Here is a 13,732-nt window from a genome sequence, read left to right as displayed (position 1 = left end):
GCGGCTCAGCCGTCGCGCCGCTCAGTCGATCGGGCGGTTGTCGCGCTCCAACTCGCCCTCGGCGTCGGCCAGGGCGTCGGCGTCGATCTGCTCGGCGAACTCGGCCGCCTCGGCGCTCTGCGCGGCGAGCGCGTCCTTCACCGCCCGGATCGCCACACCGGGCGGGTAGCCCTTGCGGGCCAGCATGCCCACCAGGCGGCGGAAGACCGCGTCCGGCTCACCCCGGGCGGTACGCAGCTTGCGCTCCACGAGGGCACGGGCGGTCTCCGCCTCGGTCTCCTCGTCCAGCTCGCCCAGCGCCTCGGTGGCCACCTCGCCGTCCACGCCCTTGCGGCGCAGCTCGTTGGCGAGCGCCCGGCGCGCGAGACCGCGCCCGGAGTGTCGACTCGACACCCAGGCTCGGGCGAACGCGGCGTCGTCGATGATGCCGACCTCGTCGTACCGGTCGAGCACCTCGGCCGACACCTCCTCGGAGATGCCCCGCTTGGCCAGCGCCCCGGCCAGCTCGGCGCGGGTACGCGGCCGGACGGCGAGTTGGCGCAGGCAGATCTCGCGCGCCACCTCGGACTCGTCGCGCGGCGGAGACGCCTGCTCGTCGGCCGGCGACTCGGCCCGGCGGCCGCCCCGGCGGGGGCGCGGCGGATCGGCGGCGTCGCCCGTACGGGGCGGACTGGCATCCCAGCCCCGCCCCGTACGGGCGCGTCGTCCTGCCATCTGTCAGCGACCGGTCAGAAGTCGACCGGCGGCAACTCCGGGCCACCGGCGGCGTCGCCCGCGCCGACCCCGACGCCGAGCTTCTCCAGGATCTTCTTCTCGATCTCGGCGGCCACGTCCGGGTTCTCCTTCAGGAACTCCCGGGCCTTCTCCTTGCCCTGGCCGAGCTGGTCGCCGTCGTACGTGTACCACGCTCCGGACTTGCGGATGATCGCCTGCTCCACGCCGACGTCGATCAGCGAGCCCTCACGCGAGATGCCCTTGCCGTACATGATGTCGAACTCGGCCTGCTTGAACGGCGCGGCCACCTTGTTCTTCACGACCTTGACCCGGGTGCGGTTACCGACCACGTCGGTGCCGTCCTTGAGGCTCTCGATGCGGCGCACGTCGAGCCGGACCGAGGCGTAGAACTTCAGCGCCCGACCACCGGTCGTGGTCTCCGGGCTGCCGAACATCACGCCGATCTTTTCCCGGAGCTGGTTGATGAAGATCGCCGTGGTGCCGGTGTTGCTGAGCACACCGGTGATCTTGCGCAGCGCCTGGCTCATCAGCCGGGCCTGGAGACCCACGTGGCTGTCGCCCATCTCGCCCTCGATCTCGGCGCGGGGCACCAGGGCCGCCACGGAGTCGATCACGATGATGTCCAGAGCGCCGGAGCGGATCAGCATGTCCGCGATCTCCAGCGCCTGCTCGCCGGTGTCCGGCTGGGAGACCAGCATCGCGTCGGTGTCGACGCCGAGAGCCTTCGCGTACTCCGGGTCGAGCGCGTGCTCGGCGTCGATGAAGGCGGCGATGCCACCGTTGCGCTGGGCGTTCGCCACGGCGTGCAGGGCCACCGTGGTCTTACCGCTGGACTCGGGACCGTAGACCTCGATCACCCGGCCGCGTGGGAGGCCACCCACGCCGAGCGCCACGTCGAGCGCGATGGAGCCGGTCGGGATCACGGCGGTCTGGACGACCGGCCGCTCTCCCAGCCGCATCACCGAGCCCTTGCCGAACTGCTTGTCGATCTGAGCGAGAGCAAGGTCGAGTGCCTTCTCCCGGTCAGGCCCTGCTGCCATGGTTGCCACCCCTGCCTTCGCCGGCGTCTTTGCTGAGCTTCGCGTCACGCGGACACGCTAGGCGCTAGGTCCGACAGAAAACCAGCCGACGGGCCGCGAGCTGTGGACGAGCACCCCGCTGTGGACAATAGCCGAACAGGTGTACGACTCGACAAGCGACACGCGGAACCGGCGAAAAGGCTGCTCAGCGTAGTCGCGCGGGTACGCGGTCGGGGTACGCGGCGCACACCGCCCGCCACACCAGGTGCGTCTGCTCACCCGCTGCCAACGCCTGCTCGACGGTCCGGCCGCCGAGTTGGGACAGCACCTGATCCCGGGCGATGCTGGCCGCGTAGCCCGGCCCGAACGCCTCCTCCAACCGCGCCCAGAAGTCGGTCAGCCGCACGTGATCAACCCTCCTCATCCGGTGCCCCGGTCGGCACCGGGCGCAACGCTAGCGCCACCAGGGGCACGGTCGCGACCGCCGCGAGCAGGGTGAGCACGGGATATCCGGCCGCCTGCATGACAAACCCGCTGAGCACCGCGGCACTCGCGCCGGCCAGTCCCATGATCATGTCGGAGAATCCCTGGACGCTCGGCCGCACACCGGCCGACACCGACTCGGAGAGCAGCGTCGAGCCGGCCACCATGGTCCCCGACCAGCCCAGCCCGAGCAGGGCGAGACCGACCGAGAGTCGTGGCGTGTGGTGCCCGGCGGTGCCGGCCACCGCGCAGGCGGCCAGCAGCAGCCCGACCCCGCCGAGGATCACCGCCCGCCGGCCGAGCCGGTCGGTGAGCCAGCCGACCACCGGGGAGAACGCGTACATGCCCGCGATGTGCAGACTCAGCACGACCCCGACCAGCCGCAGCACGTCGGCGTCGGCGTGCGACTCACCGAGCCGGACCGGGGTCATCGCCATCACCGCCACCATGACCAGGTGACCCACCGCCACGGCGGCGATGCCGAGCCGGGCGGCGGGCTGTGCGCGTACCACCGACCAGGCCGCCCGCATCCCGGCGCCGCGCGGCGCACGCACGCCGACCGGCGCGGAGGCCGGCCCCTGACCGCCGCCCGCCGGCGTCCCGGCGGCGTCCCGGCCCGGCACGGCGTCCGCGTCGACGGCCGACGGGTGACCGGTCGCCGGTGGCGACACCGCGTCGCCCGCCGCGAGTCGCCGCGCGGTGAGCAGCGGGTCGGGCCGCAACAGGCCGAGGAGTACGACGGCAGCCAGCACGAACGCTGTCGCGCTGAACGCGAAGGGGCCGGCCAGCGGCGGCAGTCCCCAGCCGGTGGTCACCTCATCGGCCAGGGCGGCGAAGTTCGGCGCGGCCACCGCGCCGATGGTGGTGGCCCAGACGATCAGCGAGAGCTGCCGACCTCGACGGGCCGGCTCGGCGAGGTCCACGGCCGTGTAGCGGGCCTGGAGGTTGGCGGCGGTGCCGCCACCGAACAGCAGCATGCCGAGAAGGAGCAGCGGCACCGAACGGGTGGCGGCCGCCACCACCACGAGGACGCCACCGACGGCACCCACCGCGTACGCCAGCACCAGGCCGGGCCGGCGACCGTGCCGGGCCATGATCCGGGTGACCGGGACGGCGAGCAGCGCCGCGCCGACCACCCCGGCACTCTGCGCGACGCCGGCCAGCGCGGTGCCGGCGACCCGGTCGGCGAGCAGCGCGCCGACGGAGATGCCGATGGTCACGCCGATGCCGCCGATGATCTGGGTGCTGAAGAGCAGCCGCATGGTGCGCCGCTGGATCGGCGCGACGTCGAGCCGGGCGGCGCTACGCGGCGCGGTCAGGTCGGTGGCCATCGGTGCTCCTCGAGGACGGGGACTTCCCATCCTCGCGCACCCACCCCGACCCCGACGCCCCGCGCCCGCCCGCCCGCACGCGCCCCGCGCCCCGCGCCCCGCGCCCCGCGCCCCGCGCCCGCGCCCGCGCCCGCGCCCGCGCCCGCGCCCGCGCCCGCGCCTGAAAGATCTGCGCAACTTCAGGGAAGTTGCTGGCTCGGCGCGCCGGGAAGCAGCAGTTTCCCCGAAGTTGCGCAGATCTTGGTTGGCGTCGGAGGGAGGGGCCCGGGGTGGACGTCAGCCGGTCATCACCCGCTGGTGCAGGGACGACACCGCCGCGCGGGCCGCCACGAACGCGCCGTGCTGCCAGGCCACCTCGTGGCTCAGCCAGTCCCCGGCGAAGTAGACCCGCCCGGCCGGCTGGAGCAGCAGGTCGTACCCGGCGGTGCCGTACCGGGGCGAGGTCCAGGCGCCCTCGATGTAGCGGGTCCGGTCCCAGGCGTGCGAGTACGAGGTGACGAGCTCGCTGCGGTACTTGTCGCCGTGGATCTTCACGCCCTGACTGACCGCCCGCTCCTGGCGGAGTTCGGGGGTGAGCCCGCTGTACGCCCGGGCGTTCGCCCCGGTGTTGTAGTAGCCGACGACCAGGCCCCGCTTGCCGTGGAAGCCGTAGGACGGGTACCAGATGTGCGACAGGTCGAGGTCGGTCTCGGTGATGCCGCCGTAGATCCGCTGGTCGGTCTCCCACCAGCGGCTGCGGTACTCCAGACCGATCTTTCCGGCGGCGGTGGCGGGGAAGTCGGCCAGCGCGGCGGTCACCGAGGCGCCGAGGTTGTGCGGCACCCGGGCCATCAGGTGCGGTGGCAGCGCGGCCACGCAGTAGTCGGCGGTGATCTGCGAGAGCCGGCCGCCCTGGCGATAGGTCACCTCGACCCGACTGCCCCGGTCGGTCACCCCGGTCACCTCGGCGTTGAGGCGGATCCGGTGCCCGCCGACGGCCTTGGCGAGGGCGCGGGGGATCTGGTCCATGCCACCGACCGGTTGGAACATCAGCATGGCCTGGTCGTAGCCGAACTCGAAGGAGAAGTACCGGCCCACGTTGCTGGCGAAGACGTCGGAGAGCGCGGGCGGCGCGCCGAGCATGCTGCCGACGTCGTTGCCCGCGCCGGGGTACGAGGAGAAGCCGCGACGGGTGGTGCCGGTATATGCCCAGTCGCTGGCCCGGCCGCCGATCGCGCCGAAGCTCTGCAGGAACGACAGCAGCCGCTCCCGGTCCTCGGTGGTGAGTCGCGCGTCCAGCGCGCCCTGGTCGGTCGCCTTCGCGAGCATCTCCGCGACGTAGCCGTAGACGTCGGCCTTGGCGGTGCGGTAGCGGACCGGCTCGGTCATCCCGGCGGACTCGTTGTAGATCCAGGCGTCGGCGTTCTGGTTGGTGAAGACCTCGACGGGTACGCCCAGCTCGCGGCAGTAGTCCATGGTGACCATCCACTGTGCGATGCGGCCCGGTCCGGCGTTGAAGTAGACGCCGTCGGAGAAACCGGCCCGCTGGGTGTGGCCGTCGAGGTCGGTCTCGACGTCGCCGCCGCGAATGGTCAGGTTCCGCCCGCCGACGCGGTGCCGCGCCTCCAGGACCGTGCAGTGGTAACCCGCCTTGCCCAACTCGTACGCGGCGGTGAGCCCCGCGATGCCACCGCCCAGCACGACGACGCTGGCGCCCGGCCGCCCGGACAGGGTGAAGTCGGACGGTTCCGGCGCCCGGAAGGCCGGGGTCGGCGACGCGGCGGCGCTGGGCGCGAGACCCATGGCGCCCATCGTGGCGAGCATCGCGCCGGCCCCTCCGCTGACCCCGACCGCGCGCAGGAATCCACGCCGGCTCACCGTCGACTGCGTCTGATCGCTCATGAACGCCTCCCCTACAAGATCGACTCAGGTGAGTCTGTGGAGGTCGTGTTACGCCGATCACGCAACGCCGTTTCCAGGAGGTATCAGACGTCCGATTCCTGTCGCGACACTCAGGACGGTGGGTGCCGCTCCACGGCGCGGAGAACGGCGTCCAGGCCCTCCTCGAACAGCAGGTCGTCGCCCCACCGGGAGTCGTCGAGGTGACCGGATGCGGTGAGGGTCGGGTAGGCGTCGGCGTGGGCGGTGACATGGTCGCGGGCGGCGGCCCGCGAGTCCGGGTCGGCGCTCCGGTGCCACGTGGCTTCCGTGAGCGAGGCGCCCACGACGTAGTTGGCCAGCGTTCGCGTGGCCACCGCGAGGTGGCGGCCACGGCAGCCGCCGCGCAGCAGCGCCGCCTGGAGGAACTCGGTGCGGGCCAGCACGTTGGGCCCGAGCATCGGACGCCCGACCAGGCCCGGCGCCCAGGGATGCCGGAGCATGGCGGAGCGCCAGCCTCGGACGAGGACGCGGACGTCCTGGCGCCAGTCGACGGTCGCGTCCGGGATCGGCACGTCGCCGAAGATCCGATCGAGCGCCAGGTCCAGCACGTCGTCCTTCGTCCGCACGTGCCAGTACAGGGCGGTCGCCGTGACGGCGAGGCGCTGGGCGAGGCTGCGCATCGTGAGGCCGTCGATGCCGTGCTCGTCCAGCAGGTCGACCGCCGTCCCGACGATCCGGTCGATCGTCAGTGGTGGCCTGCGCTCTGTTCGGGAGGGCTCCGGGCGTAGCCATACCGACGATGGTGGGCGGCGCTCTGTCATGCCGTCACCCTAGTTCGGTGGACAGGTAACTTAACATTGGTAAGCTACCTGAACGCCTGTACATTCCCCGCGAGGAGGTCACGTCATGCCTCTGCTGCGAGTCCACCTCGACACCGACCGGAGCACCGCTCGGCGCGTCCTGCACCTGCACCAGGAGGGCAGGAGCCATCACGAGTCGCGGGAGGCGGCCCGGGAACAGGCGTGGCGGCAGGGCCGGACCCCGGCCGGGGAGCCTGTCTTCGTCGGCGTCACGAACGGCCGCCGCAACGTGCAGTTGCTCTACGACGTCGAGGTCTACGCCGACACCGCCGACTGACGCCCCGCTTCCCGCGAGCCGCCGCAGCGCCGACTATCCGGCGAGGGCGCGGGCGGCGACGGTGAGGTCGGCGACCAGCCCCTCGTACGCGGCGTCCTGGTCGTCGGCGCGCAGCACCGCGGACGGGTGGATGGTCGCCAGCAGCCGGGTCGGCGGCGCGTCGGCCACCGCGCCGGCGCTGTCCACCGGGACCCGCTGGAAGTCCTCGGGGTGCTGGGCCGACGCGGGCCAGGGCAGCAGTTCGCCGCGCTGCCTCGTCACCCGGAAGGACGGGCCGAGCAGCGCCTTGGCGGCGGTGGCGCCGAGCACCACGACGACCGCCGGGTCGAGCCGGGCGAACTCGGCGACCAGCCAGGGACGGCAGGCGGCGATGTGGATCCGGTCCGGCGTCTGGTGGATGCGCCGCTTGCCGCGCAGCTCGAAGCGGAAGTGCTTCACCGCGAACTTCGGGGGTTGTAGAAGCCATCGGCCGATCTCTTAGAAGAGATCAACTAGAGGAGAGCACCCCCATGAGCACCGAGAAGGTAGAGAACGTGGCACGGCTGCTGATCGTGGCCGTTGTAGGCCTGGCCGCAGGCGCAGCCTCGTTCACGCACGTGCACGACTGGACGATGAGCAACAGCCCTGCCGGTACGCCTGGTTGGTTCGGTTGGGCTAACGCCGTCATCTCTGAGCTGCTGCCGGTCGGCAGTCTCCTGACGCTGCGGCACAACCGCCGGACCGGCAAGGGCATTGGCTTTCCGATTGCCGTGCTGATCGGCTCTGCTGGCTTCTCGCTCGCTGCGCAGTTGGCAGTAGCCAAGCCATCGGCAAGCGGTTGGTTGCTGGCAGCAGTTCCGGCAATCGCCTTCATGCTGCTGGTCAAGATGGTGCTTGCCGGTTTGCCGAATGCTTCTGTTGCCGATGACCAGCAAGCCACTCCCCTGCCGGTTGCTGATCAGCAAGACGTTCCGGAAAGCACTCCTGTTGTCCCTGCTCAGCAGCCTTTGCCGATTGCCGATCCTAAGCCTGTAGCCACTCCCCTGCCGATCGGCAAGTCACGCAAGCAGCGCAAGCCTGTTGTCCCGGCGCATCCGGAATCGGCAAAGACGAACGTTGCCGAAATCGTCAAGCGTGCCGAATCGCTCAAGCCGGAACTTGGCACCTGGCCCAAGGTTGCCGACGCACTTGGCATCAGCACTCGCACCTTGCAGAACTATCGCAAGGCGGTACCGGCATGAGACTCCGAGACTTCCTGCCGACCCCGCGTGAGTGGGCATACGGCACTCTTGCCGCCTTGCTGATCCTCTGCGCATACGGACCGGTCACCCACTTTCTAGGCATCCACTAATACCAACGAGAGGCACCAACATGAACCAGCCAACTTGCGTCACGCACGGACCGGTCACCGGCTTTGAGGCTCGTAAGGTGTGGAGCTTCACCGAGGATGACGCGCTAGAGGGCATGGCCTCTGTGCTGCTGTCCTGCGGCTGCTTGCACGAGGGAGTCACCACCCAGACGGACTACCTGGACGACAGGAAGATCACCACCCTGACCTATTACACGGGTGAGCCGATCATCACCTACGTCTCTAGCTACGACGACTAACAGCACCAGGCGCACGAGGAAGAGGGTCACCTTTCAGGGTGGCTCTCTTTTTCTTTGCCGTCAAACCGAGTTTGGTTCTGGCTGGTCCCGATTAGTTAAGTAGGCCACGAGGAAGAGGAGAAACCCGATGAGCCAGCAGAAGCGAATTGAGACAGCACTAGAGGTAGCCATCAAGCGTCAGAAGGAGATTGAACGCCTGACAAGTGAGCTACGCAAGGCACGGAAGGATTGGGAGTATGCAGACGTGTTTCCTATGCCCTGGTGAGGCAAGCGTCAGGATGGTGCACGTTCCCACAGGAGAGCGAGCATGGTTCTGTCAGGAGCACTACACGAAAGCTGAACAGCTTTGGCTAGCAATCTTCGGATGGGTACCGGAGCAATGAGAAAGGGAGCCCTCTTCGCGGAAGGCTCCCTTTCGATATCCGGAGTCATTAGCAGGAACGCCCTTTGCAGGATGAACCTCTCCGGAAACCTATGCTTCCTCGTCGCTCTCATTGAGGTGAGGACGCTTCTCAGCAATCCACTTCTCTACATCCGCCTTGAGCCAGATAGAGCCCATCTTGAGCGTGGCTGCTGGTGCCGGGAAGTCACGGCGGTTGATCAGGATGTACGCGCGCTGACGAGAGATGCCAAGCCGATCTTGGATCTCTGCTGCCCCGTACACCTCAAGCGCCATGAGCAGAGGCTAGGTCCACTTTGAGTAGGCATGTCGCGTCTATCACGTGCCTGCCCCCACAGGGGATGACACGTAAGGTTGACGTCCTGTAACCCCCCGCAACTTTGGAGGCAGCGTTGACCAGGCAGAAGCGCAACCACCGGACAGGCATCCTGGCGCGGTTGCTCAACAGGCTCCGCAAGCGGCCCCAGGTAGCCCTAGACGCGACTGGCTCTGCAACGGCATACCCGCACGGGGCAGGGGCGTATCTGCGCACTGAGAGCGCACCAGGGATGCCCGTTGGACACCGTCGCCAGGAAGACACGCCGACCATGATCATTGCCCGGCCGATGACACGAGGCGCTGAGTGGCGCAGCAGTCATGCCCTGAGGCGCATGAACCAGAGGAGCTACCGATGAGCCAGGGATCATCCGAGGTGGCTGAGCTACCGATCATCTCCGTAGAGGCTGGCACCAAGCCTGAGCTGATCGTGATGAAGCGAGACGATGAGGTTGTGGGATGGGCTCTCGTCTTCCCTGACGGCTCAGCCTGGCTGCTGCGCTCTGGTGTCCGCAGCATGATCCACTCAGGCTCCCTGGCGACGCTGGTCAACTTCTGGGCATCCATCTTTGACTGTGACGTCGGAGTGCCCGAGGAAGCCTAGAAACAAAAATAGCCCGGTACTCATCCTCAGGGACGGTACCGGGCTATTTGTTTGTCATGAGCTGTGGCTACCAAGATGGTCATCAAGCCTCTGCCCTAATAGGTCAACCTTGTCTCGCAGCGTTGATCCGCCGTTCGGGTTTAGTTCCTTCTCGATCCTCGCTAGGCGCTCAGGCACGCCAGGGATAGCAGCACGGCCAGGCCTAGCCGCCACCCCGTACCAGTCCTCACGGAACTCATCGTTCTGCCTGGCAAGCTTTCGGATCGGCTTAGCTATGAAAGCAATAAGCGTGATGAGGGTCAGAAGAGCACCAGCACCCGCGCCGACTATCAACAAAATTTCCATGCCCATAAGGCCTCCCCATTACTGGCCTTCAGGCCTCACATGATTGATTATGCGGACACCCAGAGGACATCCATTGATGCTTGCTCGTCGCTACCAACGGCAGTGTTGAGAGAGCCACCGGAGCTTTGGTATGCCTTCAGCTCTAGATAGTCACCCTCGTTCAGATAGATGACTGCCGTCCGCGCTGGAATACGTGTGGTGTTTCCAGATACCGCAGCAAGCAGCACATCAACACCAGGGATGATGCTTCCGTTTACTGACCAACTCAACAAGCGGAATCCCGTTGAGTTGTTAGCAAAGGCGCAACCACCTGACACCCGATACCAGCCCGGATACCGGGCAGTCCAACGAGTTGTGTTCGTTGTAGTCGAGTGACCTCCGACGCCATCAATATCGTTGTCGACAACCTCAGTGGTGAACGTCAAGGCTGTAGCGGTGATGTTCGGAATGGCCTGTGCAACAGTCTGGCGCAGTCTCGCCAAAGGTGGCTGAACCAGGAAGCCTAACCGTGCTGCTGTTAGGCGTGTGCCTGGCGCAAATGATGGTGGACTTGGCATAGATGTCTCCTTATAGACAAACTCCTTACAGAGCGACGATTGCTGGATTGGCTACACGAACAGGAGTGTTAGCACTCTGAGCCTTGACGATTCCGTTTACTGACCTGGTTACGGTGAAGATCTGCGGAGAGAGCGTCGTAACGTTGTCCCAGCTCGTCAGCAGCGGAGCGTTAGACACTCCACTGAGCAGCCCTGAGTACAGCCTGATTTCGCCTTCAGCTACGTGAGTAACTGTGGTCGAAACTAACCAGTCAGACGGCTCAGGCTGGCCGGTCACCCACACCTTTGCCTGAACGCTCGTACCGATGGCCTGTAGGCGCACTGTCAGGCTTGATGTGTTCGTGGCACCAGGCACCGTCACAAACGAGCTGACGGCACTCTCAACGCCACCAATCACCTGACGCACTACGGCGTTAACGTCGCCACTTGAGCGCCGGTAGAACCGAACGTCAACATGAGACGTGCCAACCACTCTGGCTCTCACGCCTAGTTCAGCGTGGTTGCCTGTTGGCGCTACAGAAATTCCAGGCTGGCTTACGGTGATATCGAGATCTGCTGTCGTGACACTTGTAACGGCTGTCTGCACAGAGCTACCAGCCGCACTGAGCGTGTGCCTGCCTACGGTGCCGTTGACATCGAGATTCGATGCGGACCCAGCAGCCAGAGTCCAGCCGCCACCCCAACCGTTGCTTACTGTCCTCGTGAAGGTGTCAGCAAAAGCAGGTGCGATAGCGGTAGCTGACATCTCTTCCCCACCAACCAGGATCGGAATAGGGAAGTTGGTTGCGTCAGTCGTCCACACGTCAATTGGCTTTGAGCTAACCAGCATGCTCGTAGCCGTGCTGGTGATAGCAGAAGCCACCACAGACGAGTCAGAGTCAACCCGTGTATCTGAGTCAACCTCGCCGACAGTCCATGGTGTGCCTGGTGTGGCATTGAAAGTGATATCCCAGTCATAGGCATCTAGGCGCTCTGTGTAGCCCTGAACCATGAGATCGATTGGGCCTGGTGGCAGAGTCGACGGTAGGTCAGTGACGGCTAGCAGATCACCTGAATCAAGCGCCGCAGCCTTTCTGGTCAACAGAGGATCAGCCGACCATGCAGACGAGGCCAGGTCGAATCTGACTCTTGGATAGCGAGCCTCATCGACTGTGCCTAGGTGCGTACGCCAACCAGCAGCATTAGAAGCCTGGCTGTCTGCTGCCAGATTCAGCGTTACCGCTTCCTCATAGACGCCAACACCATCGGGTGCCGATTGAATCGACAACGGGCCGGACTCAACAGCTACACGAGCTGACGAACCACCCTGACGAGTAACTGTCACGTCATTGCGGATAGCACTGTCATCCTCGATTGGTTCAAATGGAGTAGAGACGTGTCCACCCGAGTAAGACGCTTCTACCGGCGTTTGGTTGTAACAGCTAGCACGTGTCCGGTAGACCAGGCCTAGACCTGCTCGTGTCTCATGCAAGATTCCGCCGTCAGCGTCAGCACATGACTTGAGCAAGTTCAGGAACGTGTCTGCGCCTTGCTTACCCATCGGCTCTGTCACGTCAGGGTCACCAGCGACAATCACAGGAATTCCCTGCTCTGACCCTAGGCGCAATGCACGTCTGCCAGCAGTCTCACCAACGTAGCCGGCTGAGCCCTGAACGAAGCTAGTGGTACCGAATTCAGCCTCTTGAGGGAATACCGCCATGTGTGCCAAAGACATAGGAGGCAGAGTGTTCGGACCGACTGTCACTGAGGTGACGTTGCCTACGGTTCCCGTGTAGTTGGGTCCACCCGGGTCCATCACAAAGAAGCCACCCGAGCCAACGGCATGCCACTTCGAATTCACATCAACACTTCCGCCAACCTGAATCACATTGAGCTGCAAAGCAATCCAGCCGGTAGGCGAAACACCACCACCGTAGGTGCCTGTGCCGTTGTATACCGTTGCTCCGCTGGCATCCGTGCCAGTCCAGATGAAACCAGTGTTGTCAGCCGTCAAAGCCCAATCAGTAACGGTTCCTGTTGTCTTGAGACGTAGCAGGACTGGCGCACCTGAAGGAGGCGTTGAGTCGAACTTGAAGTAAAACAGGAATGTCCATGACGGCACGCTTGACTTTGGCTTGTTGTAAAACGTCAAGCTTGATGTGTTGGACTCCAAGCGTGCTGACGTAAACGCGCCAGGCAGGGAATCATCGCTAGCGAATGACACATCAGTCACCGCACCTGCTAGACCACCTGGCAGAGCACTAGCCGCACTTGTGCTATCAGAGCCATCCTCAAGAGGCAGGTACGCCGTTGGGGAATACTCGCTCAGTGCACGATAAATCGGAGAGCTGAAAGCCTTCTGACCCTGCCCGAGACGACGCATAATGCCCGCCGCCTCAACAGGCACCCACGAGTCTTCTTCTGTGATGTCCCATCTCTGAGGCCATGCCGAGATCTCACCTTGGAAGCGAGGATTCGACACGCTGTAGTTGCTGAAGCTGACAGTTGGAATCGGATTGTTCGTGTTGGTGGCAACAATGTATTGCCGGAATCCGCCGTTACCCGGACTGCGTAGAGACGCGTCCCCCACTGTCAGGTGCCATTCCTTAGGCTCAGGCGAACCGACCGGCCAGGCCTTGATGCTCAACTGAGAGCCCGCTACGCAGGCACGTACCCGAATAGGTGTGTTGGCATCGTAGGTCACGCCTGGTGCTGGCCTCGTCATGCCAAGTTCAGCCTGCACACCATTGACTGCTTTGGAAATCTTCAGAGTCATGACGTTGCCAGGATCGAACTCAGCCCTGAGCCAATAGAAGTTACTTCCATTTAGGTATCGAGCGACAAAGCCAGTCACGAGCGATGCGCCAGTCATAGCCGCAGACGGCGTAAAATCGGCTACTTGCTCTGAGTCAACAGCCAGGGCACCACCACCGAGGATCGCTGTCCGAACAGTGTTCAGAGCAGTCAGAGCCAAGGTTGCCTTACCCGCGCTCACGGTCCACTCTGACGCTCCACTGACAGACCAGGAGTAGCCGTCACTCGACGTACCTAGTCCGCCTGAGACAGTGCGGTTAAAGGTGTCCTTGAAAAGAGGCAGGCTGAATCTGACAGGAGTGTTCCTACCAATGAGCCCGTAGTAGACGCTCAGCGGATTGCGCGGACTGTACTTGCCCTGACGGTTGTTCAGAACAAAAGAGCAGCTACCCGAATCAACCGCTGATCCTTCTGCGGAACGACCACGCGTGATAGAGATTCCTCCGCCTGATGACGCGCTGCTCAGCCTGACATCCGAGGTGAAGTCAACCCAACCAAGGGTGTTCACATATAGCTCACCCAGCAGCGGAAGGGCAGTCTGCGGAAACGCCATGACTGCCTCCTCT

At 65.1% G+C, this 13,732-nt stretch carries 15 protein-coding genes and 1 pseudogene; 5 read left to right on the top strand and 11 right to left on the bottom strand.

All coding sequences use genetic code 11. The features are described 5' to 3' along the window. Positions 1–21: 21 nt before the first annotated feature. The 6 genes from ACQPZK_RS07670 to ACQPZK_RS07645 all read right to left on the bottom strand — a co-directional run bounded on the left by ACQPZK_RS07670 (position 22) and on the right by ACQPZK_RS07645 (position 6,249). Positions 22–714, bottom strand: coding sequence for a regulatory protein RecX (locus tag ACQPZK_RS07670; protein ID WP_433537613.1), 693 nt, complete (start codon positions 712–714; stop codon positions 22–24). 14 nt (positions 715–728) lie between these two features. After that, positions 729–1,775 (bottom strand): recombinase RecA, encoded by a 1,047-nt coding sequence (gene recA / locus ACQPZK_RS07665; RefSeq protein ID WP_088990914.1) that lies wholly within the window; start codon positions 1,773–1,775, stop codon positions 729–731. Between the two features lie 184 nt (positions 1,776–1,959). After that, entirely contained in the window at positions 1,960–2,160 is a 201-nt protein-coding gene (locus ACQPZK_RS07660) for a DUF3046 domain-containing protein (protein WP_433537612.1), read from the bottom strand. 4 nt (positions 2,161–2,164) lie between these two features. Further along, positions 2,165–3,568 (bottom strand): MFS transporter, encoded by a 1,404-nt coding sequence (locus ACQPZK_RS07655; RefSeq protein ID WP_433537611.1) that lies wholly within the window; start codon positions 3,566–3,568, stop codon positions 2,165–2,167. A 276-nt stretch (positions 3,569–3,844) separates the two neighbouring features. Beyond that, positions 3,845–5,449 (bottom strand): FAD-dependent oxidoreductase, encoded by a 1,605-nt coding sequence (locus tag ACQPZK_RS07650; protein ID WP_433537610.1) that lies wholly within the window; start codon positions 5,447–5,449, stop codon positions 3,845–3,847. Between the two features lie 110 nt (positions 5,450–5,559). Continuing rightward, a complete protein-coding gene (locus ACQPZK_RS07645) occupies positions 5,560–6,249 on the bottom strand; it encodes a TetR/AcrR family transcriptional regulator (protein ID WP_433537609.1) in 690 nt (229 codons plus the stop codon). 85 nt (positions 6,250–6,334) lie between these two features. Between ACQPZK_RS07645 and ACQPZK_RS07640 the strand changes: the two genes are divergently transcribed. Further along, complete coding sequence (locus ACQPZK_RS07640; RefSeq protein ID WP_433537608.1) at positions 6,335–6,565, top strand: hypothetical protein; 231 nt, start codon at positions 6,335–6,337, stop codon at positions 6,563–6,565. 33 nt (positions 6,566–6,598) lie between these two features. Here the strand turns inward: ACQPZK_RS07640 and ACQPZK_RS07635 are convergent. Next, positions 6,599–7,006 (bottom strand): annotated as a pseudogene (locus ACQPZK_RS07635) (uracil-DNA glycosylase family protein); the annotation flags it as partial. 68 nt (positions 7,007–7,074) lie between these two features. On the opposite strand from ACQPZK_RS07635, the gene ACQPZK_RS07630 reads away from it, so the two are divergent. The 3 genes from ACQPZK_RS07630 to ACQPZK_RS07620 all read left to right on the top strand — a co-directional run bounded on the left by ACQPZK_RS07630 (position 7,075) and on the right by ACQPZK_RS07620 (position 8,417). Then, positions 7,075–7,785, top strand: a complete 711-nt coding sequence (locus ACQPZK_RS07630; RefSeq protein WP_433537607.1) for a DUF2637 domain-containing protein — start codon at positions 7,075–7,077, stop codon at positions 7,783–7,785. 130 nt (positions 7,786–7,915) lie between these two features. Continuing rightward, a complete protein-coding gene (locus ACQPZK_RS07625; protein WP_433537606.1) occupies positions 7,916–8,152 on the top strand; it encodes a hypothetical protein in 237 nt (78 codons plus the stop codon). A 127-nt stretch (positions 8,153–8,279) separates the two neighbouring features. Beyond that, complete coding sequence (locus tag ACQPZK_RS07620) at positions 8,280–8,417, top strand: hypothetical protein (RefSeq protein ID WP_433537605.1); 138 nt, start codon at positions 8,280–8,282, stop codon at positions 8,415–8,417. 207 nt (positions 8,418–8,624) lie between these two features. Here the strand turns inward: ACQPZK_RS07620 and ACQPZK_RS07615 are convergent, their stop codons facing one another. Then, complete coding sequence (locus tag ACQPZK_RS07615; RefSeq protein WP_433537604.1) at positions 8,625–8,828, bottom strand: helix-turn-helix transcriptional regulator; 204 nt, start codon at positions 8,826–8,828, stop codon at positions 8,625–8,627. Between the two features lie 394 nt (positions 8,829–9,222). Here ACQPZK_RS07615 and ACQPZK_RS07610 point away from each other — a divergent pair, with 394 nt between their 5' ends. Then, the gene (locus ACQPZK_RS07610) at positions 9,223–9,471 is read left to right on the top strand and encodes a hypothetical protein (RefSeq protein WP_433537603.1); all 249 of its coding nucleotides are present in this window, start codon (positions 9,223–9,225) and stop codon (positions 9,469–9,471) included. Positions 9,472–9,525: 54 nt separating this feature from the next. Here the strand turns inward: ACQPZK_RS07610 and ACQPZK_RS07605 are convergent, their stop codons facing one another. Genes ACQPZK_RS07605 through ACQPZK_RS07595 form a run of 3 tightly spaced genes read right to left on the bottom strand, consistent with a single transcriptional unit; the run spans position 9,526 to position 13,719 of the window. After that, the gene (locus ACQPZK_RS07605) at positions 9,526–9,822 is read right to left on the bottom strand and encodes a hypothetical protein (protein WP_433537602.1); all 297 of its coding nucleotides are present in this window, start codon (positions 9,820–9,822) and stop codon (positions 9,526–9,528) included. 41 nt (positions 9,823–9,863) lie between these two features. Continuing rightward, a complete protein-coding gene (locus ACQPZK_RS07600) occupies positions 9,864–10,373 on the bottom strand; it encodes a hypothetical protein (RefSeq protein WP_433537601.1) in 510 nt (169 codons plus the stop codon). A 25-nt stretch (positions 10,374–10,398) separates the two neighbouring features. Beyond that, positions 10,399–13,719 (bottom strand): hypothetical protein, encoded by a 3,321-nt coding sequence (locus tag ACQPZK_RS07595; RefSeq protein ID WP_433537600.1) that lies wholly within the window; start codon positions 13,717–13,719, stop codon positions 10,399–10,401. Positions 13,720–13,732 lie beyond the last annotated feature (13 nt).

Source organism: Micromonospora sp. CA-249363, from assembly GCF_050950185.1.
Taxonomy (GTDB): Bacteria; Actinomycetota; Actinomycetes; order Mycobacteriales; family Micromonosporaceae; genus Micromonospora.
The sequence above is the reverse complement of the archived record's forward strand: the minus strand, read 5'-3'. Positions and strand labels throughout refer to the sequence as shown.

Coding starts and splice junctions, on each gene's coding strand:
- ACQPZK_RS07670 (WP_433537613.1), bottom strand. CDS start 714: ATGGCAGGACGACGCGCCCGTACGGGGCGGGGCTGGGATGCCAGTCCG.
- recA (WP_088990914.1), bottom strand. CDS start 1,775: ATGGCAGCAGGGCCTGACCGGGAGAAGGCACTCGACCTTGCTCTCGCT.
- ACQPZK_RS07655 (WP_433537611.1), bottom strand. CDS start 3,568: ATGGCCACCGACCTGACCGCGCCGCGTAGCGCCGCCCGGCTCGACGTC.
- ACQPZK_RS07650 (WP_433537610.1), bottom strand. CDS start 5,449: ATGAGCGATCAGACGCAGTCGACGGTGAGCCGGCGTGGATTCCTGCGC.
- ACQPZK_RS07645 (WP_433537609.1), bottom strand. CDS start 6,249: ATGACAGAGCGCCGCCCACCATCGTCGGTATGGCTACGCCCGGAGCCC.
- ACQPZK_RS07640 (WP_433537608.1), top strand. CDS start 6,335: ATGCCTCTGCTGCGAGTCCACCTCGACACCGACCGGAGCACCGCTCGG.
- ACQPZK_RS07630 (WP_433537607.1), top strand. CDS start 7,075: ATGAGCACCGAGAAGGTAGAGAACGTGGCACGGCTGCTGATCGTGGCC.
- ACQPZK_RS07625 (WP_433537606.1), top strand. CDS start 7,916: ATGAACCAGCCAACTTGCGTCACGCACGGACCGGTCACCGGCTTTGAG.
- ACQPZK_RS07620 (WP_433537605.1), top strand. CDS start 8,280: ATGAGCCAGCAGAAGCGAATTGAGACAGCACTAGAGGTAGCCATCAAG.
- ACQPZK_RS07615 (WP_433537604.1), bottom strand. CDS start 8,828: ATGGCGCTTGAGGTGTACGGGGCAGCAGAGATCCAAGATCGGCTTGGC.
- ACQPZK_RS07610 (WP_433537603.1), top strand. CDS start 9,223: ATGAGCCAGGGATCATCCGAGGTGGCTGAGCTACCGATCATCTCCGTA.
- ACQPZK_RS07605 (WP_433537602.1), bottom strand. CDS start 9,822: ATGGGCATGGAAATTTTGTTGATAGTCGGCGCGGGTGCTGGTGCTCTT.
- ACQPZK_RS07600 (WP_433537601.1), bottom strand. CDS start 10,373: ATGCCAAGTCCACCATCATTTGCGCCAGGCACACGCCTAACAGCAGCA.
- ACQPZK_RS07595 (WP_433537600.1), bottom strand. CDS start 13,719: ATGGCGTTTCCGCAGACTGCCCTTCCGCTGCTGGGTGAGCTATATGTG.